This window comes from Microbacterium sp. PMB16 (assembly GCF_051294855.1).
In the GTDB taxonomy this organism is placed as follows: domain Bacteria; phylum Actinomycetota; class Actinomycetes; order Actinomycetales; family Microbacteriaceae; genus Microbacterium.
Genome location: NZ_CP145908.1, coordinates 3,853,435 through 3,877,278 on the forward strand (window position 1 = coordinate 3,853,435; position 23,844 = coordinate 3,877,278).

Annotated in this window: 30 protein-coding genes; 7 read left to right on the forward strand and 23 right to left on the reverse strand. The window is 67.9% G+C overall.

The annotated features are described in order from the left end of the window. Positions 1-109 precede the first annotated feature (109 nt). A complete protein-coding gene (locus V5D55_RS18530; protein ID WP_435745913.1) occupies positions 110-490 on the forward strand; it encodes a hypothetical protein in 381 nt (126 codons plus the stop codon). A 60-nt stretch (positions 491-550) separates the two neighbouring features. On the opposite strand, the gene V5D55_RS18535 is transcribed toward V5D55_RS18530, so the two are convergent. From V5D55_RS18535 to V5D55_RS18570, 8 genes are all read right to left on the reverse strand, one after another. Further along, positions 551-1,450 (reverse strand): amino acid ABC transporter permease, encoded by a 900-nt coding sequence (locus tag V5D55_RS18535; protein WP_435745917.1) that lies wholly within the window; start codon positions 1,448-1,450, stop codon positions 551-553. Beyond that, positions 1,447-2,094 (reverse strand): amino acid ABC transporter permease, encoded by a 648-nt coding sequence (locus tag V5D55_RS18540; protein WP_435745919.1) that lies wholly within the window; start codon positions 2,092-2,094, stop codon positions 1,447-1,449. The genes V5D55_RS18535 and V5D55_RS18540 overlap by 4 nt, the downstream gene beginning before the upstream one ends. Before the next feature lie 74 nt (positions 2,095-2,168). Further along, entirely contained in the window at positions 2,169-3,071 is a 903-nt protein-coding gene (locus tag V5D55_RS18545; RefSeq protein WP_435745922.1) for a glutamate ABC transporter substrate-binding protein, read from the reverse strand. Positions 3,072-3,129: 58 nt separating this feature from the next. Then, complete coding sequence (locus tag V5D55_RS18550) at positions 3,130-3,879, reverse strand: amino acid ABC transporter ATP-binding protein (RefSeq protein ID WP_435745925.1); 750 nt, start codon at positions 3,877-3,879, stop codon at positions 3,130-3,132. Between the two features lie 270 nt (positions 3,880-4,149). Then, positions 4,150-5,112, reverse strand: a complete 963-nt coding sequence (locus V5D55_RS18555; RefSeq protein WP_435745928.1) for a TAXI family TRAP transporter solute-binding subunit — start codon at positions 5,110-5,112, stop codon at positions 4,150-4,152. Then, entirely contained in the window at positions 5,109-6,485 is a 1,377-nt protein-coding gene (locus V5D55_RS18560) for an ATP-binding protein (RefSeq protein WP_435745931.1), read from the reverse strand. The genes V5D55_RS18555 and V5D55_RS18560 overlap by 4 nt, the downstream gene beginning before the upstream one ends. Positions 6,486-6,488: 3 nt before the next feature. Then, complete coding sequence (locus V5D55_RS18565; RefSeq protein WP_435745933.1) at positions 6,489-7,160, reverse strand: response regulator transcription factor; 672 nt, start codon at positions 7,158-7,160, stop codon at positions 6,489-6,491. Positions 7,161-7,198: 38 nt separating this feature from the next. Then, the gene (locus V5D55_RS18570) at positions 7,199-8,011 is read right to left on the reverse strand and encodes a TrmH family RNA methyltransferase (protein WP_435745935.1); all 813 of its coding nucleotides are present in this window, start codon (positions 8,009-8,011) and stop codon (positions 7,199-7,201) included. Positions 8,012-8,069: 58 nt separating this feature from the next. Here V5D55_RS18570 and V5D55_RS18575 point away from each other — a divergent pair, with 58 nt between their 5' ends. Further along, positions 8,070-8,522, forward strand: a complete 453-nt coding sequence (locus tag V5D55_RS18575) for a DUF2809 domain-containing protein (protein ID WP_435745937.1) — start codon at positions 8,070-8,072, stop codon at positions 8,520-8,522. A gap of 8 nt (positions 8,523-8,530) precedes the next feature. On the opposite strand, the gene rplT is transcribed toward V5D55_RS18575, so the two are convergent. The 3 genes from rplT to infC all read right to left on the reverse strand — a co-directional run bounded on the left by rplT (position 8,531) and on the right by infC (position 9,845). Beyond that, positions 8,531-8,917, reverse strand: coding sequence for a 50S ribosomal protein L20 (gene rplT, locus V5D55_RS18580; protein ID WP_435745940.1), 387 nt, complete (start codon positions 8,915-8,917; stop codon positions 8,531-8,533). Between the two features lie 34 nt (positions 8,918-8,951). Continuing rightward, on the reverse strand, positions 8,952-9,146 hold the full coding sequence (gene rpmI / locus V5D55_RS18585) for a 50S ribosomal protein L35 (RefSeq protein WP_017828564.1): 195 nt from the start codon (positions 9,144-9,146) through the stop codon (positions 8,952-8,954). A gap of 72 nt (positions 9,147-9,218) precedes the next feature. Beyond that, positions 9,219-9,845 (reverse strand): translation initiation factor IF-3, encoded by a 627-nt coding sequence (gene infC, locus V5D55_RS18590; protein WP_435749341.1) that lies wholly within the window; start codon positions 9,843-9,845, stop codon positions 9,219-9,221. A 227-nt stretch (positions 9,846-10,072) separates the two neighbouring features. Here infC and V5D55_RS18595 point away from each other — a divergent pair, with 227 nt between their 5' ends. After that, positions 10,073-10,498, forward strand: coding sequence for a DUF1844 domain-containing protein (locus tag V5D55_RS18595; RefSeq protein WP_435745943.1), 426 nt, complete (start codon positions 10,073-10,075; stop codon positions 10,496-10,498). Positions 10,499-10,687: 189 nt separating this feature from the next. On the opposite strand, the gene V5D55_RS18600 is transcribed toward V5D55_RS18595, so the two are convergent. The 4 genes from V5D55_RS18600 to V5D55_RS18615 form a co-directional block, all read right to left on the reverse strand. Beyond that, on the reverse strand, positions 10,688-11,080 hold the full coding sequence (locus V5D55_RS18600) for a hypothetical protein (RefSeq protein ID WP_435745945.1): 393 nt from the start codon (positions 11,078-11,080) through the stop codon (positions 10,688-10,690). A 22-nt stretch (positions 11,081-11,102) separates the two neighbouring features. Then, positions 11,103-11,933, reverse strand: a complete 831-nt coding sequence (locus V5D55_RS18605; protein ID WP_435745948.1) for an SseB family protein — start codon at positions 11,931-11,933, stop codon at positions 11,103-11,105. Next, the gene (gene priA, locus V5D55_RS18610; protein ID WP_435745951.1) at positions 11,917-12,663 is read right to left on the reverse strand and encodes a bifunctional 1-(5-phosphoribosyl)-5-((5-phosphoribosylamino)methylideneamino)imidazole-4-carboxamide isomerase/phosphoribosylanthranilate isomerase PriA; all 747 of its coding nucleotides are present in this window, start codon (positions 12,661-12,663) and stop codon (positions 11,917-11,919) included. Before priA ends, V5D55_RS18605 begins: the two co-directional genes overlap by 17 nt. Positions 12,664-13,083: 420 nt before the next feature. After that, entirely contained in the window at positions 13,084-13,365 is a 282-nt protein-coding gene (locus V5D55_RS18615; protein WP_435745953.1) for a hypothetical protein, read from the reverse strand. Positions 13,366-13,537: 172 nt separating this feature from the next. Between V5D55_RS18615 and V5D55_RS18620 the strand changes: the two genes are divergently transcribed. Next, positions 13,538-14,317, forward strand: a complete 780-nt coding sequence (locus V5D55_RS18620) for an AAA family ATPase (RefSeq protein ID WP_435745955.1) — start codon at positions 13,538-13,540, stop codon at positions 14,315-14,317. Positions 14,318-14,349: 32 nt separating this feature from the next. Here V5D55_RS18620 and hisH read toward each other — a convergent pair whose 3' ends face one another. The 4 genes from hisH to V5D55_RS18640 are packed head-to-tail and all read right to left on the reverse strand — an operon-like array spanning position 14,350 to position 17,088. Beyond that, positions 14,350-14,988, reverse strand: a complete 639-nt coding sequence (gene hisH, locus V5D55_RS18625) for an imidazole glycerol phosphate synthase subunit HisH (RefSeq protein ID WP_435745957.1) — start codon at positions 14,986-14,988, stop codon at positions 14,350-14,352. Then, a complete protein-coding gene (gene hisB, locus V5D55_RS18630) occupies positions 14,985-15,602 on the reverse strand; it encodes an imidazoleglycerol-phosphate dehydratase HisB (protein ID WP_435745959.1) in 618 nt (205 codons plus the stop codon). The genes hisH and hisB overlap by 4 nt, the downstream gene beginning before the upstream one ends. After that, entirely contained in the window at positions 15,599-16,684 is a 1,086-nt protein-coding gene (locus tag V5D55_RS18635; RefSeq protein WP_435745961.1) for a histidinol-phosphate transaminase, read from the reverse strand. Before V5D55_RS18635 ends, hisB begins: the two co-directional genes overlap by 4 nt. Before the next feature lie 35 nt (positions 16,685-16,719). Then, positions 16,720-17,088: a LysM peptidoglycan-binding domain-containing protein gene (locus tag V5D55_RS18640; RefSeq protein WP_435745963.1), complete on the reverse strand. Its 369-nt coding sequence runs from the start codon at positions 17,086-17,088 to the stop codon at positions 16,720-16,722. Between the two features lie 288 nt (positions 17,089-17,376). On the opposite strand from V5D55_RS18640, the gene lexA reads away from it, so the two are divergent. Together lexA and V5D55_RS18650 are read left to right on the forward strand one after the other, a co-directional pair. Beyond that, positions 17,377-18,063 (forward strand): transcriptional repressor LexA, encoded by a 687-nt coding sequence (lexA, locus tag V5D55_RS18645; protein ID WP_116636347.1) that lies wholly within the window; start codon positions 17,377-17,379, stop codon positions 18,061-18,063. Positions 18,064-18,273: 210 nt separating this feature from the next. Further along, positions 18,274-20,139 carry a prolyl oligopeptidase family serine peptidase gene (locus V5D55_RS18650; protein WP_435745965.1) on the forward strand — a complete coding sequence of 622 codons (1,866 nt, stop codon included), beginning with the start codon at positions 18,274-18,276 and terminating at the stop codon, positions 20,137-20,139. Positions 20,140-20,147: 8 nt separating this feature from the next. On the opposite strand, the gene V5D55_RS18655 is transcribed toward V5D55_RS18650, so the two are convergent. Next, positions 20,148-20,546 (reverse strand): DUF4345 domain-containing protein, encoded by a 399-nt coding sequence (locus V5D55_RS18655; protein WP_435745967.1) that lies wholly within the window; start codon positions 20,544-20,546, stop codon positions 20,148-20,150. 85 nt (positions 20,547-20,631) lie between these two features. Between V5D55_RS18655 and V5D55_RS18660 the strand changes: the two genes are divergently transcribed. Then, on the forward strand, positions 20,632-21,195 hold the full coding sequence (locus V5D55_RS18660) for a TetR/AcrR family transcriptional regulator (RefSeq protein WP_435745969.1): 564 nt from the start codon (positions 20,632-20,634) through the stop codon (positions 21,193-21,195). A 25-nt stretch (positions 21,196-21,220) separates the two neighbouring features. Here the strand turns inward: V5D55_RS18660 and smpB are convergent, their stop codons facing one another. From smpB to ftsE, 3 genes are read right to left on the reverse strand one after another with little or no spacing between them, the layout of a single operon-like run. Beyond that, a complete protein-coding gene (smpB, locus tag V5D55_RS18665) occupies positions 21,221-21,697 on the reverse strand; it encodes an SsrA-binding protein SmpB (RefSeq protein ID WP_435745971.1) in 477 nt (158 codons plus the stop codon). 58 nt (positions 21,698-21,755) lie between these two features. Further along, entirely contained in the window at positions 21,756-22,670 is a 915-nt protein-coding gene (gene ftsX / locus V5D55_RS18670; protein WP_435745973.1) for a permease-like cell division protein FtsX, read from the reverse strand. Beyond that, the gene (ftsE, locus tag V5D55_RS18675; RefSeq protein ID WP_435745975.1) at positions 22,667-23,785 is read right to left on the reverse strand and encodes a cell division ATP-binding protein FtsE; all 1,119 of its coding nucleotides are present in this window, start codon (positions 23,783-23,785) and stop codon (positions 22,667-22,669) included. Before ftsE ends, ftsX begins: the two co-directional genes overlap by 4 nt. Positions 23,786-23,844 lie beyond the last annotated feature (59 nt).

The window sequence follows — 23,844 nt, forward strand, 5'->3', positions numbered from 1 at the left end:
AGATGTGAGTCTACCGGGGACGTACGAGTGCTCTTACGCGCCGAGTCCGACGCCCTCGCAAGCAGTCCTCGCCGCGGTTGCGGCATCCGTCTTCACGGCGGCGCCAGCGATGGCTGCCGATCCGGGGTGCACGGTGTCGATTCAGTCCGCGAGCTTCGTCACGAATTCAGACGGCCGATTCCTGTCGGTGCAGGCGAAGGTCTACTGCAAGAACGTCGCGAACTACTCGTACAACTCGACCCAGGCAGGCATCTCGGTCATGAGGGGCGGCACGAATGTCGCGCTGCAGAGCAACGGTGCCAACACCCTGCCTGCCCCGCTCGGTCAGGCACGGAACTGCACGGGAACCAACACTTGTGTGATCTACGTCTCTGCGCGGGATACGTCAGGAACCTCGCAGTACAAGATTCACGCGTGGGGTACAGCCGCAGGCCCTTCTTACGATGACTTCCGCGTCGGCGCGACTGCCGACAGGACAGTGTCTGGATAGTCGCGACAGACGAAAGAGCGTGGCCGGAGAGGAATCTTCGGCCACGCTCTTCTCATACAGCTACAACCTCTGCTGAGCGATCAGCTCCGTATCCGTGCCACCATCGTGCGTGCGCGGATTGACGTCGAGGTGCCGTGCGGCTCCCTGAACCTTCGGAGACCGGCTCATCCGCTTCTCCGCCATCCTCGCGACCAGCGAGAGCAAGAGGCACATGCCGATGTAGATCACGGCGACGACCATCGTCATCTGCACGATGGGGCGTCCGATCGTGGTCGCTGCTCCGAGTTGCTTGGCGAGCAGCAGCAGCTCTTCGTACGTGATGATGAAACCGAGCGCGGTGTCCTTGAGCGTGACGACGAGCTGCGAGATGATAACCGGCATCATCGCCCGGATCGCCTGTGGGAGCAGTACCAGCTGCATCACGCCGGCTTTGCGCAGACCGATCGAGTAGCCCGCCTCGCTCTGTCCTCGAGGCAGTGACTCGACACCCGCGCGAATGACCTCGGCGAGAACCGAACCGTTGTAGGCGACGAGGGCGATGACCACGGCCCAGTAGCTCGGGATCTCCACGCCCATCACGGGAAGACCGTAGTAGAGCAGGAACATCATCACGAGGACCGGGACGGCCCGCAAGAACTCCGTCACGACCGTGACCGGCCAACGCACCCAGGCGTGATCCGACAGCCGACCGATTGCGAGGATGAATCCGAGCGCCAGAGCACCGACGGCGGCTGCGGCGAATGCGGCCACCGTGCGCACCGTGGCCATCGCGATCTGTTCCCAGATGCGTGTGTAAGTGAATCCGATCCACTTCTGTGCGGAGAACTGTCCCGTGGCGATGAGCCGCCAGATGAAGAACGCGATAACGGCCACCACGACGAGGATCGTGATCACGCCGATGATCCGGTTGCGAGCGATCGCCCGGGGACCCGGGACGTCGTAAAGGACACTGCCGCTCATCGCGCCACCCTCCATCGGTTCTCGAGTGATCGCTGTGCCCAGGAGAGCAGCAGCACGAGCGCCACGAACGCGATCATGACCCACACGATCACCAGCAGCTGATTCTCACCGCGCTCACTGAGCCAGTCGCGCATGGACCCGAGGTTCATGACCGAGAAGCCGGCGGCAACCGTCGTGTTCTTTAGCAGAGCGATGAAGACGCTCATCATCGGCGGAATCACGGAGCGGAAGGCCTGCGGGAGCACGACCAGCGTCATCACCTGGCCGAAACCGAGGCCGATTGCTCGGGCTGCTTCGGCCTGCCCCACCGGCACGGTGTTGATACCCGATCGGATCGTCTCTGCGACATAGGTCGCGGTGTAGATGCCCAGCGCGCACGTCGCGAGAAGAAACGAGTCGATTCGCAGCCCGAGGAGCGGCGGAAGGGCGAAGGAGAACCCGAAGAAGACGAGGGTCAACGGAGTATTGCGAATCGTGTTCACGTACAGCGTGCCGACCGCGCGGGCGATGGGCACCGGAGAGACGCGCATCGCTCCCACGATGATTCCCAGCACGAGGGCGAGTGCAGCCCCGCCCAGGAAGAGCTTCAGCGTTCCGAGCAGCGCCTCGACCCACAGATCGAGGTTGTTCGTGATGACGCCCATTCGGTTCCTCTCGTGCGCTCTTCAGAAGGAGGGTCTGACCGGGGCGCCCGTGCAGGCGCCCCGGTCAAGGGTGATCAGTCGACGGCAGGCTGTTCAGCGACGACACCGGCCGGCTCGAGGTACTCCTCGTACAGGGCGGTCCAGACGTCACCACCGTCGGTGAAGAGGGTGTTGATGTGGTCCTGCAGCGCCGTGTCTCCATCGGCGATGCCGACGCCATACCGCTCCTCGCTGAACGGGTCGCCTGCGAGCTTCAGGTTGTCCGGGTCCTGCGCCTGGTAACCGGCGAGGATCGCCTCGTCGGTCGTGATCGCGTCGACCTGGCCCGACAGGAGCTGCTCGACGCACTCGGAGTACGTCTGACGCTCGGTGACCTCACCGCTGTACTCCTCGCGGATGCGCTGGAGAGGCGTCGAGCCCGTCACCGAGCACGTCACCTTGCCTGCGAGGTCGTCCGGGCCCTTGATCGAGTCGTCATCGGCCGCAACCAGCAGGCCCTGACCGGTGATCAGGTACGGGCCCGCGAAGTCGATGACCTCGTCGCGCGCGTCGGTCATCGAGTACGTGCCGACGTAGAAGTCGACGCCCCCGTTGATGAGCTCCTGCTCGCGGTTCGCCGACGGGATCGTCTTCCACTCGATGTCCGCGTCGTCGAATCCCAGCGAAGCGGCGATCCAGCGAGCGGTGTCGACGTCGAAGCCGGTGCGGTCTCCGGTCGCGGGGTCTTCATAGCCCAGCCCGGGCTGGTCGCTCTTTACACCGATCACTACCTTGCCGCGTTCGGTCATGGCGTCGAACGTGGGGCTCCCGTCGAGGGAGACATCGGTCGCCACCTCCCAGAGCGGGCCTTCCTCGCTCGTGCCGGGGTCTTCGCCCTCGCCCGTCGTGTCGCCGGGCGTGCCGCTGTTGCAGGCCGTCAGCGCGAGCAGCGCTACCGCCGCGATTCCGATGCCTGCCAGTGTCCGTGTGCGTCGCATGTGCGTCTCCTTCAGTTGCTGTGTGTGCAGGGTCTGTGGTGGCTTCTGGTGCAGAAGCTCAGTGGGTGAGGAGCTTCGAGAGGAAGTCCTTGGCACGGTCGCTCTTCGGATTCGTGAAGAACTCCTCAGGAGTCGCCTCCTCCACGATCCGGCCGTCGGCCATGAAGACGACCCGATCGGCCGCCTTGCGTGCGAAGCCCATCTCGTGGGTCACGACGATCATCGTCATGCCCTCCTGGGCGAGCCCGACCATCACGTCGAGCACCTCGTTGATCATCTCCGGGTCGAGCGCACTGGTCGGCTCGTCGAAGAGCATGACCTTGGGGCGCATCGCGAGAGCGCGTGCGATCGCGACGCGCTGCTGCTGCCCACCGGAGAGTTGAGCGGGAAGCTTCGAGGCCTGCTGCGCGACGCCGACGCGCTCGAGCAGTGCCATCGCCTCCTTGTCGGCATCCGCCTTCTTCAGGCCGCGAACCTTGATCGGCCCGAGAGTGACGTTCTCGAGGATCGTGAGGTGGGCGAACAGGTTGAACGACTGGAACACCATGCCGACGTCGGCGCGGAGCGTGGCGAGCCCCTTGCCCTCGGCGGGGAGCGCCTTGCCGTCGATGCTGATGCTGCCGCTCGTGATCGTCTCGAGGCGGTTGATGGTGCGGCAGAGCGTCGACTTGCCGGAACCGGACGGGCCGATCACCACGACGACCTCACCCGTGTTGACCGTGAGGTCGATGTCGGTCAGAGCCTGGAAGTCGCCGTAGTGCTTCTGGACGTTCTCGACCACGACGAGGGGTGTATCAGAGGTCATCATTTCTCCAAACTAGCCAGGTCGAACCCTGGGTACTACGCACCAGCGCAGGATTTACACGTTCGTGACACGCGATCACACTCACCCGTGCTGCTCTGCACGGGTGATCCACGGCCCGCCCCCGCAGGGCCGTGGATCCACGCCTGCCGCTGCGCTTTCCCCTGATTACTGCGAGCAGCAGGCCCGTCGATCGTGTGCGATCGCACTCACACTGGCAGAGCGCCGACCCGCTGTCAGAGTTCTTGAGGATTTCTTGAGCAGTCGCCCGCGGGCTCAGCCGCGCAGGTCGCGGTAGTACTCGACAGCGCCGGGATGAAGGGCCACAGGACCCGTGAAGATCGCCTGACGACGGTCGAGGAGTGCGGCGGCCGGCACCTCGTGCGCGATGCGCGAGCGGGCGTCGAACAGGCCGGCGAGGATGTCCCGCACCACGGCAGGCGGAGTCGATTCGGCCGTGACCAGGTAATTGGGAACGGCCATGGTGGATGCCGACGCCTCCAGGCCGTACATGCCCGCCGGCACGTCGGCGGGGCGGTAGGCGTGGGAGTACCGGTCGTTCACCTCGTTGACCCATTCCTGCTCGATCGGCAGCAGGCGCACCGGCATCCGTTCGGCGAGCGCGGCGATCCCGGGGGTCGGGAGTCCGCCGACCCAGAAGAAGCCGTCGATCTCTCCCCGTTCCATGGCCTGGATCGAGGCGCTGAGGTCCAGCTGAGGATTGCGGACGGACGCGACGTCGACCCCGGCCGCATCCAGCACCCTGCCAGCGATGACGTTGACGCCCGAGTTCTCGGCGCCGAGGGACGCGGACCTTCCCGCGAGGTCGGCGATGCCGTCGATCTCGGAGTCGCCGCGCACCACGACGTGCACGTACTCGTCGTAGAGCCGCGCGACGGCCTGCACCTTCAATGGCTCGTCGAATGCTCCGGTCCCCGCGACCGCATCCGCGGCGGCGTCCCCCTGCGCGAACCCGATCACCGCCTCTCCCGAGCCGACGCGCAGCAGGTTGTCGACCGAGCCCGCCGTCTCGTCGGCGACCATCCGGATGTCGAGCGTCCCGGACAGGTCAGCGGCCAGATGGGTGCCGTAGTCGAAGTAGACGCCCGTCGATCCGCCGCCCGCGATCACGTACTCCTCGTCGCTCCACTCGCTTGCGCGGGTGCTGCAGGCGGCGAGGGCGCACAGCACCAGAAGAGACACGAGACCCGCGGCGATCCTCCGCCGCACCGGCCTCATGCGGATGCTCCGTCGCGCAGCAGCAGCGAGACGGCGAGGCCGCCGCCCTCGATGGACTCCACGGCGAGGTCTCCCCCGACCGATGCGAGCAGGTCAGTGGCGATCGCGAGTCCCAGCCCGGAACCGGGCGTGTCGCGGCTCTCGTCGCTGCGCCAGAACCGGTCGGCGGCCGACGCGGCCTGCTCGACCGTCATTCCGGGACCGTGGTCGCGGACGGTGATCCGGCAGATCTCTCCCTCGCGCCAGGCCCCGACCTCGATCTCTGCCTCGACGGGCGAGAACTTCACGGCGTTGTCGATGACGGCGTCCAAGGCGCTCTCCACGATCGTCCGGTCGGTCACGCTCATGACCGACCGGTCTCCGCCGAGGCGGAAGGCGACCCCGCGCTGACCCGCGACATCGCGCCAGGCATCGACGCGGCGGGTGGCCAAAGTCGCCAGGTCTACGGCGGAGATCGTCGAATCGCCGCGGCCGCCGCGGGCGAGCCCCAGGAGAGTCTCGAGGATCCGAGCCATCCGCCGCCCCTCCTCCCTCGTCTCCTCGACGTCGTCCTGCCAGTCCTTGCCGAGCCCGGTGGCGAGGTGCTCGACCCTCAGCAGCAGCGCGTTGAGCGGGTTGCGCAGCTCGTGAGACGCATTGAGCGCAAACTCCTGCTGCCGCGTCATCACACGTTCGATCTCGTCGGCCATGCCGTTGAACACGCGAGTCATACGCCGAAGTTCCGGTGGACCGGTGTCTTCCGCGACCCGCGTATCCATCTCGCCGCGCTCGATCGCGACCATCGCCTCGTCGAGTCGGCGCACCGGCGACAGCACCCAGCGCGCGAGACGGAAGACCAGCAGCACGCCGAGAGCGATCAGCGCGACCGCGATTGCCGACAGGACGAGCATCTGCTGCAGGATCGCCGCGCGTGGCGCCTCGACATCGGCGGAGACCAGCACCGCACCGATGACGTCGCCGTCGTCGAAGACCGGCTCGACGACGGCCGAGTCGGTGATCGTCCAGGGGAAGACCTGACCCGGCGGCTCGGCGCGACGCCCGGACAACGCGAGTCGCACCCTCTCGGCGTCGTCGTCCGAGAGCACGGCCGTCTCGTCGTCGCCTGCGGCCCAGACGCTGCCGGCGAGGTCGAACACCATGACGTCGATCCCGTAGACCTCGCGGAACCTCAGGACCTCGGCGTCGACGACGGCGGCACTCCCCGAGCGCAGGGACTGCCGGGCGCTGGTGACGAAGTAGCCGAGGTCACCCAGCTGCTCGGCGTAGAACGTCTGTTGGATGCTGCGGGCGGCACCCCAGCCCGCAGCCCCTCCCAGGGAGAGCAGGATCGCCACGAGCGGCACGAGGAAGACGATGATCAGGCGACGTCGCATCGGTCACGACCCGGCCAGGCGGTAACCGACGCCGCGCACGGTCTCGATGAGTCGGCGGTCTCCCGTCTTCCGGCGGATCGCGCCGACGTGCACCTCGAGCGAGTGCCCGAAGCCGCGCCAGTCGGTGTTCCACACCTCGCGGATCAGCCGCTCCTTCGGCACGGCGACGCCCGGGTAGCGCGCAAGCACAGCGACGATGTCGAACTCTTTGCGCGTGAGGTCGACGGGACCGCCCTCGACGAACACCTGACGCGCGACGAGGTCGATCTGCACCTCTCCCCCGTCGAGCACCACTCGCGCCTCGGTCTCCGCCCGCATCGGACGCGTGCGCCGGGTGACCGCCTCGATCCGGGCCAGCAGCTCGTGCACGTCGTAGGGCTTCACGACGAAGTCGTCTGCCCCGGCGCGGAGGCCCTTGATGCGCTCGGTGACCTGGTTGCGGGCGGTGACGATCACGATGGGGACATCGGAGCGCCCACGGATGCGGCGACACAGGTCGATCCCATCGACGTCCGGCAGGCCGAGATCGAGCAGGACGACCTCGGTATCGGCGCCGAGCAGGTCGAGCGCGGCGGCACCGTCGGCGGCGCGCACCGTCGCGTACCCCGAACGGGCGAGGAAAGCGTCGAGGGCAGCGGCGACGCGGTCGTCGTCTTCCACGATCAGAATCCTCATCGATTCTGCTTCCGGTCTCTGCGCATCAGACCGCCGGGTCAGCCTGTCGCAGACGCCCGCTGGGCGAACGCGCTCTCGTAGAGGCACACGCTGGCTGCGGTGGCGAGGTTGAGGGATTCCGCGCGCCCGAAGATGGGCAGTTTGAGCACCTGGTCGGCAAGCGCGAGAGCGTCGTCTTCGAGACCGCGCGCTTCATTGCCGAACAGCCAGCCGGTGGGCTCAGCGAGGACACCCGCTGCGCGGGCCTCGAGCAGGTCGTCTCCCTTGACGTCGGCCGCGAGGATTCGGAGTCCTGCCGCATGGGCGCGCTTCACGACATCGGCGAGATCTCCCGCCACCGAGACGGGCAGGTGGAAGAGCGAGCCGGTCGTCGCGCGGACGACCTTCGGGTTGTACGGGTCGACCGTGCGGCCGGTGAGGACGACGGCATCCGCGCCGGCGGCATCCGCTGCCCGGATGATGGTGCCGAGATTGCCCGGATCACGCACCTCTTCGCAGATCGCGACGAGCCGGGGAGATGCCGCGAAGATGTCGCGCACCGACGTCGGCGTCTGCTGGACAACCGCGACGAGTCCCTGCGGAGTGACAGTGTCGGCCATCGCATTGAGCACGTACTCCGTGACGAACTCGACGTCGATCTCAGCCTCGCCGGACTTCGCCCGGATGTCCGGATGCTTCTCCCACCCGTTCGGCGTCGCGAAGAGCTCGACGATCGCCTCGGGGCGGTAGGTCAGCGCTTCGCGGACGGCCTGCGGACCTTCGAGAAGGAACAGACCCGTCTCGGTGCGCGCACTGCGTTTGGTCAGTTTCGCGACGGCACGGACTCGGGGGGAGCGGGGGTTCTCCAGCACATTCACAGTCTAGGCAACACGCGGCTGGTTCCCGCACCATCGGGGATATGGTGCGTCCATGACGAACGACGCCCCGGCGCCCCTCACCCGCCGACGGGTCACCCTGGCCGTTCTCGCTGCCGGGACGGTCGGCATCGGGCTGCTCGTCCATCGCGGAGTCGGCGGAACGGTCGGCGACATCGCCGGCGACGCCCTGTACGCCGTGCTCATCTACCTTCTCGCAGCGCTCGTCGCGCCGCGGGCGCATCGCGCGGCGGCTGCCCTGATCGCATTCGCGGTGTGCGCGGGTGTCGAGCTGCTGCAGCTCACCGCGCTTCCCCGCGCCTGGGCTGACGTGTTCCCGCCGATCGAGCTCGTCCTCGGCTCAGGCTTCGACGCACGCGACCTCGGCGTCTACGCGCTGGCTGTGGCGGCAGCATCCCTCATCGACGTCGCTGTCACTCGGCTCTCCGCCGACGCCGCGTCCGGAAACGCCACAGGGCGCCCTCCCGAAGGAGAGCGCCCTGTGTGAAGAGATGCTTACGCAGCCGACTTCGGCGCGTTGACGTCGGAGGGCAGAGCCTTCTTCGCCGTCTCGATCAGCGTCGTGAACGTCGCTGCGTCGTTGATCGCGAGGTCAGCGAGCATACGACGGTCGACCGTGACACCCGCGAGGCCGAGGCCCTGGATGAAGCGGTTGTACGTCATGCCGTTCTGGCGAGCCGCAGCGTTGATGCGCTGGATCCAGAGACGACGGAAGTCGCCCTTGCGCTTGCGACGGTCCCGGTACGAGTAGACCAGGGAGTGGATGACCTGCTCTTTGGCCTTGCGGTAGAGGCGCGAACGCTGACCGCGGTAACCCTTTGCGCGCTCGAGGATGACCCGGCGCTTCTTGTGGGCGTTTACTGCCCGCTTGACTCTTGCCATTTTCCTGTGTTCCTATTCGTGCGTTCGGGCGCGATCAGCGGCCGAGAAGCTTCTTCGCGACCTTGGTGTCAGCCTTCGAGAGCACCTGGTCCTGGTTCAGACGACGGGTACGACGGCTCGACTTGTGCTCGAGGTTGTGGCGCATGCCGGCCTGCTGCTTCTTCAGCTTGCCGCTGCCGGTGATCTTGAAGCGCTTCTTAGCACCCGAGTGGGTCTTCTGCTTCGGCATCTTCTCTTCCTTCGTATGGCGCCTTCTCAGGCGACGGTGTCAACCCGCGGTGCGGGAGTTCTGGGGGCGGAATTACTCCGCGGCGACCTCGGCGGGAGCATCCGACTCGGCCTTCGACTCACGAGCGGCCTGCTTGTTCGCGGCGCGCTGTGCGTCGCGGACGGCGTTCTGCTCCTGCTTGGCTTCGGACTTGCTCTTGAGCGGAGCAACGATCATGACCATGTTGCGACCATCGATGGTCGGGTTGGACTCGACCGTGCCCAGCTCGGCGACGTCTTCCGCGAACTTGCGGAGGAGACGCACACCCTGCTCGGGGCGCGACTGCTCGCGACCGCGGAACAGGATCATGGCCTTGACCTTGTCGCCGGCCTTGAGGAAGCCCTCGGCGCGCTTCAGCTTGGTCGTGTAGTCGTGCGCCTCGATCTTCAGACGGAAGCGGACTTCCTTCAGGATCGTGTTCGCCTGGTTGCGGCGAGCTTCCTTTTCCTTCTGGGCGGCCTCGTACTTGAACTTGCCGTAGTCCATGATCTTGACCACGGGCGGCTTCGAGTTGGGGGCGACCTCGACGAGGTCGAGATCGGCTTCCTGCGCAAGGCGCAACGCGGCCTCGATGCGGACGACGCCGATCTGCTCACCCGCGGGACCGACGAGGCGAACCTCGGGGACGCGGATGCGCTCATTGGTGCGGGGATCGCTGATAGGTGCTCCTTAGACGATGTGATTCAGCCACCGCGACACTCTCTGCATCACGGGCGAATTCGGAATCGTCCCCCACCCACCGGCATTCAGACGCCGGCTCGGCACCCTGCTGCCCGCTCGATCTCACGATCGGAGCTGACGGAGTGCTGGACCCGGTAGCCTGGAACGGCAAGCGCGGGTGGGAAGTGAATCCTCTTTCGTTCCGGAGCATACTGCTCCAGAGCCCGATGAAGTCTAACAGAAGGCAAGGCGAAGTGACGAACCAGGCATCGGACGAGACTGCACACGAGCGCGAAGAGCGCTGGGCACGACAGGAAGAAGCGGCATCCTCCGCCACCCGCGACATCGCCGATGTCCCCGCCGTCGAGGTCATCACCACCGCCGCCGTGCACCTGATGAGCGCGGGGGCCGTGAAGCTCGGACTCGCCGACGACCCGGATGCTGCGGCTCAGCTCGACCTCGACGAGGCACGCAAGCTCATCAACGCCCTCGCCGGGCTCATCACCGCCGGTGCTCCCGAGATCAGCGACATGCACGCCCGCTCGCTGCGCGACGGCCTCCGCTCACTCCAGCTCGCGTTCCGCGAAGCCTCCAGCATCCCCGACCCGATCGGCAAGGGACCGGGCGAGAAGTGGACGGGGCCGGTCAACTAACGGTCTTGGTCTTGTGAGGTTCTGCGGGGGCGGGCGCAGCGCTCCCGCCTTCGCTCGCAGAGCGGGGACCCTCCCGCTTCGCGGGCCCCTCCCGATGCTCGCTCCCGGCGGGAGCGCTGCGCCCTCAGGTTTCCGGAACCGTGTCGCGCCGTTGAATGTGGGCGGGAAGTACGAGGTTGTGCGTCGGGGTCAGGGGTTCAGGATCAGGGGCGGGGCGGTCGAGGGGCCGCCACACTGCTCGGTGGAGTGAGTCCAGCTGATGTCGTGGTCGTCCTCGACGAGGAGGGTGCCGTCAGGGGCGAAGACGCGCGCGGTGACCTCGTCGGGAACGGACATGAAGAGGAACTCGTCCGGCTCCTCCCCCACATTCGGGACGGTCGGGTCCGATGAGGGCGTCTCCTGGCCGTCCGGGCCGGCGGAGCATCCGCCGGGGACGCACAACTGCACGAAGACATCGTCGCCGTAGGCGCTGGCATCCACCGTCAGGACGCTGATGTAGCCGATCGCGGGGCACGCGGTCGCGCAGCCGGCGAGCGACAGGCCCAGCAGCGCGGTCAGGGTCGCCATCGCTGTTCTGCGCATGCGGCCACCCTAGCGAAGCGGGTCAGGCGCTGCGGCGGAGCTTCACCGTGAGGGAGTCGGCGAGCACGGCGATGCGGTCGTCGGCGGCCCAGCGCTGAGCCAGACGCGCGAGGACGGCGTCGAGCACCTCGCGCTCCAGGCCGTCGATCAGCTCGAGGATGACGACCAGCTCCGGGCCCCGCAGGCGCGCATCCGGATCTCCGGCGGCGACCGCGACGTCGATCACAGCGAGTTCGTGCGCCACGCTCTCCTGCAGCGCGCCGAACACCTCGGGCGACAGGAAACTCGGTTCCCACGGGTGCTCCTGGGCGATCGCCCACACCGCAGGGCGACGGATCACGAACTCCGTGTCGGACGTCGGATCGAGGACGATGAGGTCGGTGTCATCGGCGGATGCTGCGAGTGCAGCTCGCACGGCTTCGACGGGGATCGGTCGAGCCGTGGCATCCCACCGCTGCATGGATTCGACCGAGGAGAAGACGGGCTGCACGCGTCGGCCGTCAGGCGCGGCGACCGTGACGATCGAGAGCTCCTGCGTCTTGTCGACAGCGAGTCCGCTCGGTCCGAGGTCCGGTTCCTGAGCGCCCTTCTCGGCGACGAGCGGGATCAGGACACGGGCAGAACGGAACGCGTCGACCACCTCGACCTGCGAACCGTCACCGGCCCGGAAGCGCCGCAATGCATCGAGCAGGGCGGGGTCGGCGGAGCCGTCGTCGGAAGTATGCGGATTGGGCTCGAAGCTCCGCCCCTCCCAGGGGACGCCGGCCGAATCGCCGGAGTTCACCGAAGAACGACCGTGGTCGTCGTGACCGTGGTCGCTGTGCCCGCAGGAGTCGTCAGTCCCCTGCGACATCCAGCGCCTCAGCCAGCGTGAATGCTCCTGCGTAGAGCGCCTTGCCGACGATCGCGCCCTCGACACCCAGCGGCACGAGCTCACGGAGAGCGGCGATGTCGTCGAGGTTGGAGATGCCGCCCGAAGCGACGACCGGCTTCGGCGTGCGGGAGGCCACCTCGCGCAGCAGCTCGAGGTTCGGGCCGCGGAGCGTGCCGTCCTTGGTCACATCGGTGACGACGTAGCGGCTGCATCCGGCATCTTCGAGGCGCTCGAGCACCTCCCAGAGGTCCCCGCCCTCCTTGGTCCAGCCGCGAGCCGCGAGCGTGGTACCGCGCACGTCGAGACCCACGGCGATCGCTTCGCCGTAGCGTCCGATCACGTCGGCCGCCCACTCCGGGTTCTCCAGCGCCGCCGTGCCGAGGTTGATGCGCGCAGCGCCGCTCTCCAGAGCCGCCTCGAGGGTCGCGTCGTCGCGGATGCCGCCGGACAGCTCGACATTGACGTGCCTGAACTGCTTGATGACCTTGCGGAGGATCGGCGCGTTGCTCCCGCGACCGAACGCGGCGTCGAGGTCGACGAGGTGGATCCACTTCGCGCCCTGCGCGACCCACTCCCCTGCGGCGTCGAGCGGGTCGCCGTAGTTCGTCTCGGTTCCCGCCTCGCCCTGAGTCAGACGGACTGCCTTGCCTCCGGCGACATCGACCGCGGGAAGAAGCGTGAGCGAGGGAGACTGCGCGAAGTCGTTCATGGGTTCCTAAGGTGAGGATTCAGATCCGTGGTCCGGGGTACACCCGTCGCGGACGCACGAGAACCGAGGGTACCGCGCGCAGGGGCGGCCTCCAAATGCGGGAGAAATGCAAATGAAATGCCGGTGAAATGCACGGGTAGGCTGAAGGATCATGTCGGGTCCGCACGAAGAAGCCACGCCGAGGTCGGCATCGCCCATCCCCCGCGACCAGCCGGAGCTCGTCGAGTCCGTTCCGCTGTTCCCGGCTGCGGTCCCACCGGTTCCACCGCTACCGTCGACAGGCCCGTCTGCGTTGCCGCAGCCGCCGTATCGCCGGACACGGGCTTCTGTACGTGAGGAACGCGAGCAGGACCCCGCGATGCCTGCGGTCAGCGCGCCCGCCGCACCCCCGCAACCGGGAGCGCCCGCTCCGCCTGCGCCTCAGTCGGCCGCCCCTGCTCCCGCTGCGCCGCCGACCACTCCTCCCCCGCCCGCCAGTGCCGCGCCTCGCGTCACCGCGCCCGCCCCGACGGCGTCCCTGAACACGGCGCCCCAGCGCGTCGTCTCCGCACCGCCCTCCGCCGCACCCTCCGCCGCGCCTTCGAGCGCGCCGCGGAGCGCGCCGGCACCAGGACCCGCGCTGTCCTCGCCGCCCTCGCCCGCTACGCCGGCCGCGCCCGCATCCGCACCTTCCGCGTTCGCGCCCGCCGCCCCGCCGGTCATCGAGCCGGCATCGCGTCGAGAGCAGCGGGACCTCCGCGACCGTCACTCCTTCCTGCAGACCGAGCGCCCGGAAGAACCCGCCCGCGACGGCGCCCGAGGCGCGTTCAACAAGCTCGGTTTCCGCATCCGCCCGTCAGCCGAGGAGCAGTCCGGCCGCGACGACGAACTCGCCGTGAGCCAGCACTGGCCAGGCCCTCGCACGATCGCCGTCGTCAACGGCAAGGGCGGTGCGGGCAAGACGCCAACGACGATCCTGCTCTCCGCCGTGTTCGCACGCTACGGCGGCGCGGGCGTGCTGGCCTGGGACAACAACCAGACGCGCGGCACCCTGGGCTGGCGCACCGACACCGGCGCGCACGACCGCACGCTGCTGGAGATGCTGCCCGAGGTCGGGCGCCTGCTCGGAACCGGCGCCCAGTCCGCCGACCTCGCCCACTTCATGCATCACCAGCCCCGCGAGAAATACGACGTCCTGCGCTCGAAGCCCATCAAGCTCGCGCACGAGAACCGTCTCAGCCCCGCCGACGTCGACGCGATCCACGCGGTGGCTGCGAAGTTCTACCGACTCATCATCATCGACTCCGGCAACGACGAATCCGACCCGATGTGGCTGCGCATGATCGACCACGCCGACCAGCTGGTGGTCGCGACGACCACGCGTGCCGACCACGCGGAGGCCGGTGCCCTTCTGATCGAGGCGCTCGAAGAACGCGACGAGCGGTCGGCGCGGCTCGCTCAGGAGTCGGTCGTCGTGGTCTCGCAGGCCGATCCCAAGGCCACCCCGTCTGATGTCGAGCATGTCGTGAACGGGTACCGCGCCCTGGCGCGCGACGTCGTCAGCATCCCGTTCGATCACGAGATGGTCGACGGGCACCTGCGGTACGGCGCGCTCGGGAAGCGCACTCAGCGTGCGTGGCTGTCGGCCGCGGCATCCGTCGCCCGGGGCTTCTGACCCGCGACATCACGAGGCCGGGCGGCTGCGCCTCAGCGGAGGCTGTCGACCCAGTTGCGCAGCAGCTGGATGCCGGCTTCTCCGGACTTCTCCGGGTGGAACTGCGTCGCCGAGAGCGGGCCGTTCTCGACGGCGGCCAGGAACGGGTCGCCATAGGTCGCCCAGGTCAGCACGGGCTGCGGGAACGGCGGGATGACGTCGAGCTCCCACGACTGCGCGGCGTAGGAATGCACGAAGTAGAAGCGCTCCTGCTCGATCCCGCGGAAGAGGATGCTGTCCGCACCGGGCTCGACCGTGTTCCACCCCATGTGCGGCAGCACCGGGGCGTTGAGCTCGGTGACGGCCCCCGGCCACTCGCCGAGGCCCTCGGTGTCGTGGCCCCGTTCCACACCGTGCGAGAAGAGGACCTGCATCCCGACGCAGATGCCGAGCACAGGCCGTCCGCCGGCAAGGCGCCGGTCGATGATCTCGTCGCCGCCATGCGCGTGCAGCGCGTCACGCACCGCCTGGAACGCGCCGACGCCGGGCACCAGCAGCCCATCGGCCTCCTGGGCCTCCTTGCGATCGCGCGTGAGGACGGCATCCGCACCGGCGGCGACGAGCGCCTTGACCGCTGAGTGCACATTCCCGGATTCGTAGTCGAAGACCGCGACCTTGGGCGTTCGACTCACAGCGCGCCCTTGGTGGAGGGGATGCCGTCGACGAGCGGGTCCAGAGCCTTGGCCTGACGGAACGCGCGGGCGAAGGCCTTGTACTCCGCTTCGGCGATGTGGTGGGGGTCGCGACCGCCGAGCACCCGCACGTGCACGGTGAGCGACGCGTTGAAGGCGATCGCCTCGAACGAGTGACGTACCAGCGACCCGGTGAAGTGCCCGCCGATGAGGTGGTGCTCGAAACCCGCAGGTTCGCCGTCGTGGACGAGGTACGGACGACCGGAGATGTCGACCACGGCCTGCGCGAGGGCTTCATCGAGCGGCACGAGCGCGTCACCGTAGCGGGAGATGCCGGACTTGTCGCCGAGAGCCTGCAGGATCGCCTGACCGAGCACGATCGACACGTCTTCGACGGTGTGGTGGGCGTCGATGTTCGTGTCGCCGGATGCGCGGACGGTCAGGTCGGTCAGCGAGTGCTTTGCGAACGCGGTGAGCATGTGATCGAAGAACGGCACGGAGGTGTCGATACGGGCAGCACCGGTGCCGTCGAGGTTCAGTTCGAGCTCGACGGTGGATTCCGAGGTGGTGCGCACGCGGCTCGCCGTGCGGGGGTTCTGTGCGAGGGTGCTCATGAAGCCGATCCTATCGAGGCGAGAGCGTCGAGGAACGCGGTGGTCTCCGCCTCGGTTCCCGCAGTGACGCGAAGGTGACCGGGGATGCCGACATCGCGGATGAGCACGCCACGCTCGTAGAGCTGCTGCCAGGTGGCTCGCGGATCGGCCACCCCACCGAAGAGCACGAAGTTCGACCATGACTCGTGCGGCGTGTAGCCGAGTGCTTCGAGCGTTGCAGACAGTCGATCGCGCTGTTCGACGATCTCCTCCACCATCCCGAGCATCACGTCGGCGTTGCGCAGGGCAGCGACCGCGGCCGCCTGCGTGAGAGCGCTCAGGTGATACGGAAGCCGAACGAGACGGAGAGCATCGATGAAAGCCGGATCCGCAGCGAGGTAGCCGACACGGGCGCCGGCGAAGGCGAACGCCTTGCTCATCGTGCGCGAGACGGCCAACCGCGGGCGACCTTCGAGCAGTGTCAGGGCGGATGCCGCGTCGCGCGGCGCGAACTCCTGGTACGCCTCGTCCACGACCACGACGCCGCGAGCGACGTCGTACACGGCCTCGATCACATCGAGGCCGAGCGGGGTGCCGGTCGGGTTGTTCGGTGAGCAGAGGAGGATCACGTCGGGGTCGGCAGCGCGCACCTGCGCCGCAGCCTCTTCCGGAGTGATCGTGTAGTCGGGCTGCCGGGCGCCCGCGATCCAGCGGGCGCCCGTTCCCTGGGCGATCAGCGGGTACATCGAATAGGTCGGCGCGAAACCGAAAGCGGTGCGTCCCGGTCCGCCGAAGGCCTGGAGGATGTGCTGCAGAACCTCATTGGACCCGTTGCCGGCCCAGATCTGATCGGCGGACAGTCCGTGGCCGAGGTAATCGGCGAAGCCCTCGCGCAGAGTCGTGAACTCCCGGTCGGGATAGCGGTTCACGTCGCGGAGCGCCACCGCGATGTCGTCGAGGATGTCGCTCGCCACCGCATCCGGAACAGGATGGGTGTTCTCGTTCACGTTGAGAGCGATCGGCAACGGCGCCTGCGGGGCCCCATACGGGGTGAGCCCGCGCAGATCGTCGCGGAGCGGGAGGTCATCGAGTGAAGAAGTCACCGTTCAATGCTAGGCCGCGCGCCGCCCGCGTGACGTCAGTCGGTGTACTGCGCCGGAATGGCCAGCTCCTGGCCGATCTGGAGTTCGCCCGCGCGGAGCATGTTGAGGCGGCTGATCTCGCCGATCACGTCACGGGGGTCGGCGGTGGGCGCGATCGACGTGGCGATGGACCAGAGAGTGTCGCCGGGAAGGACCGTCACGGTCTCGAAGCTGGCCACCGCGACATCGTCGCCCGACGCGATCGCGTTGCCACCGCCGATCGCGGCGAATGCGATGCCGACGGCGAGGGGGATGGCGGCGAGAGCCAGGAGCACAGACCGACCACGAGCCGTCAGACGCAACCGTGAGCGCGTCGCCGGGCGTGCCGGGATGACCACTGCAGTGCTGAAGCTGATGCTGCTCATGTCGGGCTCCTTACCCTGTTCCGACGGCGGGAGCCGGCGGAGAAGTTGGCGTAGCGTTCGCATTCACGTCTCGGCCGGGAGCCGTGGATGCGAAGCTACGTTCCGAAGATATCTTCGAGTTCGAACATCTGTCAACTGTTCTTCGAAATCGGACCAGCGAATCTGCCGACACGCTCGAACAGATCTTCCAGATCGGCCCGATTCTCGGATACGGTTTCGATAGGAACACCCCACCACGGACCTCCGACATTCGAAGAGGAACGTCGGATCGCGTACTGAAGGAGCATCATGAGCGAGAACTCAGCCCCGGAGCAGGAGGCCCCTCGGACGCGCCGTCGGAAGAGCCTGAGCCCGAAGCAGATGGCGATCCTCGAGGTCATCCAGACCTCCATCGCGCATCACGGCTACCCGCCGAGCATGCGGGAGATCGGCGACGCCGTCGGACTCAAGTCGCTCTCGAGCGTCACCCACCAGCTCGGGCAGCTCGAACTCAGCGGCTACCTGCGCCGTGATCCGGGCAAGACCCGCGCCATGGAGGTGCTGATCGACCTGCCCGGCACCAGCGGGGAGAACCCGGCTGACGTCGCCACGCCCGTCGGCGACGCCGCGCTCGTGCCGCTGGTCGGTCGGATCGCCGCGGGTGTGCCGATCACCGCCGAGCAGCAGGTCGAGGAGATCTTCCCCCTTCCGCGCCAGCTCGTCGGCAAGGGCGACCTGTTCATGCTCAAGGTCTCCGGTGAGTCGATGATCGACGCCGCCATCTGCGACGGCGACTGGGTGGTCATCCGTTCGCAGAACAGCGCCGAGAACGGCGAGATCGTCGCGGCGATGCTCGATGACGAGGCGACCGTGAAGACGTTCCGTCGTCGCGACGGCCACACCTGGCTGCTCCCCCGCAACTCTGCCTTCGAGCCGATCCTCGGCGATGAGGCCACGGTGCTCGGCAAGGTCGTGGCGGTGCTCCGCGCCGTCTGAGCGCACTCTCCGGCATCCGCCGTTCGCAGACGCGAGAGCCGCCCTCCCGAGCATCAGGAGGGCGGCTCTCGCGTTTCCGTCCGTGCGCAGCATCCGCCTCCCACCGAGTGCCGCTCACTTCTGCGGGGAATCCGAACTTCTGCGGCCAGAGCGCGCGATACGGGCCGCAGAAGTTCGGGATGGCCGCAGAACGCCGCATAGGCTCGGAGCATGTCGATGCCGTTCGGTTCCTGGCCCTCGCCCTTCTCCGCTGCCTCGGTGGCGGCATCCGCTCCTCGGATCGACGGCGCACGCTTCGTCGGTTCGGAGATCTGGTGGGGCGAGTCCGTCCCCGCGGAGGGCGGACGCGTGACCGTGCGCAGCTCCACCGGGGCGGAGATCCTCCCCGCGCCATGGAGCGCGCGATCGCGCGTGCACGAGTACGGCGGCGGGGCATGGACGGCGGATGCCGACGGGACGCTGTTCTTCGTCGACGGCGGCGATCAGCGGGTGTACCGCCTGGAGCGCGGTGGGGCGCCCGTGGCGCTCACTCCCCCGGGCCCCTCCCATGGCGGACTCCGCCTGCAGCAGGGACGCCTCTTCGCGGTCCGCGAGGATCTGGGTAGCGAGCCGCATCGCCGGGCGATCGTCGAGATCCCGGTCGACGGTTCGGGCGCCGACGATCCCGCCGCTGTCCGCGTGTTCGTGCAGGGCACCGCCTTCTTCGCACACCCCGCACTCTCCCCCGACGCGACCCGCATCGCCTGGGTCGAATGGAGCGGTGTGCGGATGCCGTGGGAGAGCGCGATCCTGTCCATCGCTTCCGTCAACGGACAGACCTTCGCCCCGGTCACGACCACGGCGGCCCTGCAGCCGGAGTGGGTGAGCGACACCGCCATCCTCTACGGCGACGACCCGTCCGGTCGCTGGCAGCTGCACTGCCTGACGCTCGATGCCCTGACGCCTCGGGGCGCACCGGTATCGCTCACCTCCTCCGATGCGGACACCGGCTACGGCCTGTGGGTGCTCGGCAACCGCTGGTATCAACCGCTCGCCGACGGCAGGATCGTCGCCGTCCGCACGAACGGACGCGACGAGGTCGTCGAGATCACGACCGACGGCAGTGAGCGCCGTCTCGATGTGCCCTGCGACGGTCACGTCAGCGTCGACGACGTGTCCGGTTCGCGCGTGCTGCTGTCCGGCAACAGCTCGACGACGACCCCTGGCGTGTGGTGCGTCGACCTCGATTCGGGCGGCGTCGCCACGGTCGCCGGAGGCGAACCGGCGGATGCTGACTGGATGCCGCCCGCGACCCCGATCGTGGTCGACGGCGCACACGGCGCGGTGCACGCCTTCGCCTATGCGCCCGCCAATCCCGAGGCTTCCGCCCCAACTGGCGAACTCCCGCCGTATGTCGTCTTCGTGCACGGCGGCCCCACCGCCCATGTCACGGGTGCCGCGTCGTCGGCGATCGCGTTCTACACGAGCCGGGGCATCGGCGTGCTCGACGTGAACTACGGCGGCTCCACCGGGTACGGGCGCGACTACCGCGAGCGACTGGCCGGGCAGTGGGGCGTGGTCGACGTCGACGACGTCATCGCCGCCGCGCGCGGCCTCGCCGAGGCCGGGCTCGCCGATCCCGCACGCATCGCGATCCGGGGCGGCTCTGCCGGCGGCTGGACCGTCCTGTCCGCACTCGTGCGGGGTGGGACCTTCGCCGCCGGCATCAGCCGTTACGGCGTCGCCGATCTCCGGATGCTGACGCAGCACTCGCACGATTTCGAAGAGCACTACATCACAGGTCTCGTCGGGCCGCTCCCGGCATCCGAAGAGCTCTACATCGAGCGATCGCCGCTCACGCACGCCGACCGGATCGACGTGCCGGTCCTGCTGATGCAGGGCGCCGACGATCGGGTCGTGCCACCGTCGCAGTCCGAGGCAATCCGCGATGCCCTGGCGAAGAACGGCGTCGACCACGAGTACGTGCTCTACCCCGGCGAGGGGCATGGCTTCCGCAGCGGGACGACGATCGTGAACGCGCTGGAACGCGAGCTGGCGTTCCTCGGGCGGGTGCTCGGCTTCGAGCCGAGCCTCTGAGGCCGAAGCTAGGCGCCTGCTGAGTCGCGCACGTCGACGGCGCGCGTGTGCCACCAGAAGACCAGAGGGACGATCACCAGCTCGAGGAACATGCTGGCGATGAATACCGGATGCGGCCACCCCGCGACGAGGACCGAGAGAAGCCGGGCGAAACCACCGAGGAACGCAAGCGCGAGCATCATCCGCAGCACCGTCGCTCGTTCACGGAGACGGAAGAGCGACCACCACACCGCAGCTCCGGCCGCGAGCCAGAACACGTTGACGAAACGATACTCGCTATCCACGCTGGACGATGTCGGCGAGCCACCGGGCGCGAACATCGGGCCGAGAACGATGCCATACAGGCCCGAGCCGACCGCTACGGCGCCGAGCACCGACAAGACGATGATGAGCGCACGCCGTTGCATGGCACTCCTTCCTTGACCGGGGTAATGAGAGTGAATACTCTCTCACTTTATGGGAACGAGACGAGACGTACTAGTCACCACCGCCATGAACCTCTTCGCCGAGCACGGTTTCGATGGAACCTCGGTGGCGGACATCCAGGTCGCTGCTGGACTGACCGGCGGATCGGGGGCGCTCTACAAGCACTTCCCGAGCAAAGCAGCCGTGCTGGAAGCGGGTGTGGATGCCTACCTCGATGCGTTGGCTCGGAGCAGCAGCGCGACCGTCCCCCAGCTGCCGGCCGACCCTCGGGATGCCCTGCGGGTCATCGCATCCGGCGTGATCGATTCGATGACCGCCGACCACACGGTGCTTCGGGTACTCCTTCGCGACCTGGATCGTCACCCGGAGCTCCGAGACCGACTCTGGACCGGCGTCGTGGCACATGTCTACACGGAGTTCGCCGATTGGATCCGGGAGCGGGCAGCCGACGGAGTGATCAGCGCGCCAGATCCCGACGGTGTCGCCGCGATCCTGATGGGCGCGTTGACTCAATGGCCGATCCTTCAGGCGCTCCTCGAGAAGTCTCCAGGTGATCTCTCGCGCTCGGCGTTCATCTCAGCCTGGGTGGACACGGCGGGCAGCGCCCTCAGCGTGCCATCCGATCGATGACCGCCTTCTCGCCGCCGAGGCGGCTCTACTCGCCGACCCGGTTGCGCAGGCGCATCGCCCGATCCGCCTCGCGGGTGTCCTGGCGCTCGCGAAGGGTCTGACGCTTGTCGTACTCGCGCTTTCCCTTGGCGAGAGCGATCTCGACCTTGGCCTTGCCGTCTGCGAAGTAGAGCTTGAGCGGGATCAGGGTGTATCCGCCCGCCGAGACGGCGTGCGCGATCTTGTCGATCTCGGCGCGGTGCAGCAGCAGCTTGCGGATGCGCTTGGCCGCGTGGTTCGTCCAGTGACCCTGGGAGTACTCCGGGATGTGCACGGAGTCGAGGAACACCTCGTTGCCCTTGACGAAGGCGTAGCCGTCGCTGAGATTGGCGCGCCCCTCGCGCAGCGACTTCACCTCGGTGCCCGTGAGCACCATCCCCGCCTCGTACGACTTCTCGATGTTGTAGTCGTGACGTGCGCGACGATTGGTCGCGACGACCTTCTCCCCGCGTTCCCTGGGCATGATGCTCCTGCTCTCTGTTGTGGCCAGCCCACCAGCCTACATCAGGTGCGGCTCTACCTCAGGTGCGCAGCCACCTTCGGATCGCGAACCCGGCAGACAGCGCAGCGAGCACGACGCCGATCCCGATCAGCACAGGCACGACGAGCGCAGCATCCCCCATCGTCACCCAGGTCGTGATGAAGGGCACGCGACCGCGCAGATAGCCGTTCACCCCGAAGTGCACTCCCGCCACCACCGCGGCGCTGGCAAGAGCCGAGCCGAGGAACGCGGCGAACACGCCCTCGAGGACGAACGGCGTCTGGATGAAGCGGTTCGAGGCGCCGACCAGCCTCATGATGCCGATCTCCTTGCGGCGCGCATACGCCGACAATCGGATGGTCGTGGCGATCAGCAGCGTCGCCGCGATCAGCATCAGAGCGGCGATACCGACCGCGATGTAGGTGGCGACGGTCAAAGCGGAGAACAGCGGTTCGAGGTATTGGAGCTGATCCTGCACCTGCTCGACGCCGGCCTGTCCGCTGAAGGCCTCGGTCAGCACCTGGGATTGACCGGGGTCCTTCATCGTGACGAAGAACACTTCGAAGGCCTGGTCGGGCGTGAGAACGCTCGCCTGGTCCTCCCCGAGCTGCTCGACGAGCTTGGCGTAGGTGTCTTCCTTGGTGTCGAAGGTCATCGAGCTGATGAGAGGTGCGAGCGCCTCCCCTTCGAGTTGCCCTCGTACGGCTGCCACCTGCTCTTCGCTCGCGGCACCGTCGACGCAGGTGTCGGCTTCGGACACCTCCGAGCACATGTAGACGGCAACCTGGGCGCGCTCGGCCCAGTAGCCGCGCATGACGCCGATCTGCCCCTGCATCAGGATCGCCGCACCGACGAACGTCAGCGAGACGAACGTCACGAGCACGACGGAGATCACCATCGAGATGTTGCGCCGCAGGCCACCGAGGGCCTCGGTCAGGATCAGGCCGATTCTCATGAGGTCGGGCCCACTTCCTCGGCATCGTCATCGGAGAGCCCGAGTCTGTCGGCGACTCCCAGCTCTGCCACGTCGACCTGCGGCAGCACGATCGGGTGCGTGCGCGGCGCGACCGACGCCGGAGCCTCCTCCGCGGGTTCGCTCGGAGGTTCCGGGGCGGGTGCTGGGCGATCGGCATCTGCCGGCTGCGGCTCACCCGCGGTGGATGGGCGCACCACGGAGGGCTCTGGCGTCGGCTCCTGCTCCTCCGGCTCGCGGGAAACGACAGGAGCGGATGCCGCGGCCTTGCGCTGCGCGCTGAGCTCCTCGGCCAGCGCGGCACGCACGACGGAGAGGTCGGCGGTCTGCCGCTGCACCTCCTGCACGGCGGTGAGCGCGGCTGCCGCTGCGGCACCGCGCACCTCCTCGGGCACGAGGCGTGGAATGTTCGAGGTGTCGCCGTAGCCGCCGTGCACCTCGTCGCGGACCATCTCGCCGTCGCTGAGCTCGATCACGCGGCGCTGCATCGCGTCGACGAAGCCCGCCTCGTGCGTGGCCATCAGCACCGTGGTGCCGCCGGCGTTGATACGGGCGAGCAGCTGCATGATGTCGACCGAGGTGGCGGGGTCGAGGTTTCCGGTGGGCTCATCCGCGAGCAGCACCTGTGGCCGGTTCACGAGAGCGCGGGCGATAGCGACACGCTGCTGCTCACCGCCGGAGAGCTCGTGCGGCATCCGCTTCTGCTTGCCGTCGAGTCCGACGAGCGCCAGCGCCTCAGGGACAGCCTGCTGGATGAAGCCGCGCGAGGACCCGGTGACCTGCAGCGTGAAGGCGACGTTCTGATACACCGTCTTCGACGGGAGCAGGCGGAAGTCCTGGAAGACCGAGCCGATGTGGCGCCGGAAGTAGGGCACCTTGCGGTTGGCGAGCGAGCGCAGGTCACGCCCGAGCACGGCGACCCGACCCGATGTGGGCACATCCTCTCGCAGGATCAGTCGCAGACAGGACGACTTGCCGGACCCGGAGGCACCGACGAGGAAGACGAACTCCCCGCGCTGCACTTCGAAGTCGACTCCGGACAGGGCGGGCTTCGACGTTCCGCGGTAGCGTTTCGTGACGTTCTCGAACCGAATCATGGCGCTACGAGCCTAAGCGCGCCCTCTCGCCTGGCTGCGAGCGACACCCCGCGCGGCGA

Bases quoted from the DNA above. Each gene is read 5' to 3' on its own strand.
- V5D55_RS18530 (WP_435745913.1), top strand. From the start codon at position 110: ATGGCTGCCGATCCGGGGTGCACGGTGTCGATTCAGTCCGCGAGCTTC.
- V5D55_RS18535 (WP_435745917.1), bottom strand. From the start codon at position 1,450: ATGAGCGGCAGTGTCCTTTACGACGTCCCGGGTCCCCGGGCGATCGCT.
- V5D55_RS18540 (WP_435745919.1), bottom strand. From the start codon at position 2,094: ATGGGCGTCATCACGAACAACCTCGATCTGTGGGTCGAGGCGCTGCTC.
- V5D55_RS18545 (WP_435745922.1), bottom strand. From the start codon at position 3,071: ATGCGACGCACACGGACACTGGCAGGCATCGGAATCGCGGCGGTAGCG.
- V5D55_RS18550 (WP_435745925.1), bottom strand. From the start codon at position 3,879: ATGATGACCTCTGATACACCCCTCGTCGTGGTCGAGAACGTCCAGAAG.
- V5D55_RS18555 (WP_435745928.1), bottom strand. From the start codon at position 5,112: ATGAGGCCGGTGCGGCGGAGGATCGCCGCGGGTCTCGTGTCTCTTCTG.
- V5D55_RS18560 (WP_435745931.1), bottom strand. From the start codon at position 6,485: ATGCGACGTCGCCTGATCATCGTCTTCCTCGTGCCGCTCGTGGCGATC.
- V5D55_RS18565 (WP_435745933.1), bottom strand. From the start codon at position 7,160: ATGAGGATTCTGATCGTGGAAGACGACGACCGCGTCGCCGCTGCCCTC.
- V5D55_RS18575 (WP_435745937.1), top strand. From the start codon at position 8,070: ATGACGAACGACGCCCCGGCGCCCCTCACCCGCCGACGGGTCACCCTG.
- rplT (WP_435745940.1), bottom strand. From the start codon at position 8,917: ATGGCAAGAGTCAAGCGGGCAGTAAACGCCCACAAGAAGCGCCGGGTC.
- rpmI (WP_017828564.1), bottom strand. From the start codon at position 9,146: ATGCCGAAGCAGAAGACCCACTCGGGTGCTAAGAAGCGCTTCAAGATC.
- V5D55_RS18595 (WP_435745943.1), top strand. From the start codon at position 10,073: ATGAAGTCTAACAGAAGGCAAGGCGAAGTGACGAACCAGGCATCGGAC.
- V5D55_RS18600 (WP_435745945.1), bottom strand. From the start codon at position 11,080: ATGCGCAGAACAGCGATGGCGACCCTGACCGCGCTGCTGGGCCTGTCG.
- V5D55_RS18605 (WP_435745948.1), bottom strand. From the start codon at position 11,933: ATGTCGCAGGGGACTGACGACTCCTGCGGGCACAGCGACCACGGTCAC.
- priA (WP_435745951.1), bottom strand. From the start codon at position 12,663: ATGAACGACTTCGCGCAGTCTCCCTCGCTCACGCTTCTTCCCGCGGTC.
- V5D55_RS18615 (WP_435745953.1), bottom strand. From the start codon at position 13,365: ATGACCGGCGGGGCGGCGGGCGCGAACGCGGAAGGTGCGGATGCGGGC.
- hisB (WP_435745959.1), bottom strand. From the start codon at position 15,602: ATGAGCACCCTCGCACAGAACCCCCGCACGGCGAGCCGCGTGCGCACC.
- V5D55_RS18640 (WP_435745963.1), bottom strand. From the start codon at position 17,088: ATGAGCAGCATCAGCTTCAGCACTGCAGTGGTCATCCCGGCACGCCCG.
- lexA (WP_116636347.1), top strand. From the start codon at position 17,377: ATGAGCGAGAACTCAGCCCCGGAGCAGGAGGCCCCTCGGACGCGCCGT.
- V5D55_RS18650 (WP_435745965.1), top strand. From the start codon at position 18,274: ATGTCGATGCCGTTCGGTTCCTGGCCCTCGCCCTTCTCCGCTGCCTCG.
- V5D55_RS18655 (WP_435745967.1), bottom strand. From the start codon at position 20,546: ATGCAACGGCGTGCGCTCATCATCGTCTTGTCGGTGCTCGGCGCCGTA.
- V5D55_RS18660 (WP_435745969.1), top strand. From the start codon at position 20,632: ATGAACCTCTTCGCCGAGCACGGTTTCGATGGAACCTCGGTGGCGGAC.
- smpB (WP_435745971.1), bottom strand. From the start codon at position 21,697: ATGCCCAGGGAACGCGGGGAGAAGGTCGTCGCGACCAATCGTCGCGCA.
- ftsX (WP_435745973.1), bottom strand. From the start codon at position 22,670: ATGAGAATCGGCCTGATCCTGACCGAGGCCCTCGGTGGCCTGCGGCGC.
- ftsE (WP_435745975.1), bottom strand. From the start codon at position 23,785: ATGATTCGGTTCGAGAACGTCACGAAACGCTACCGCGGAACGTCGAAG.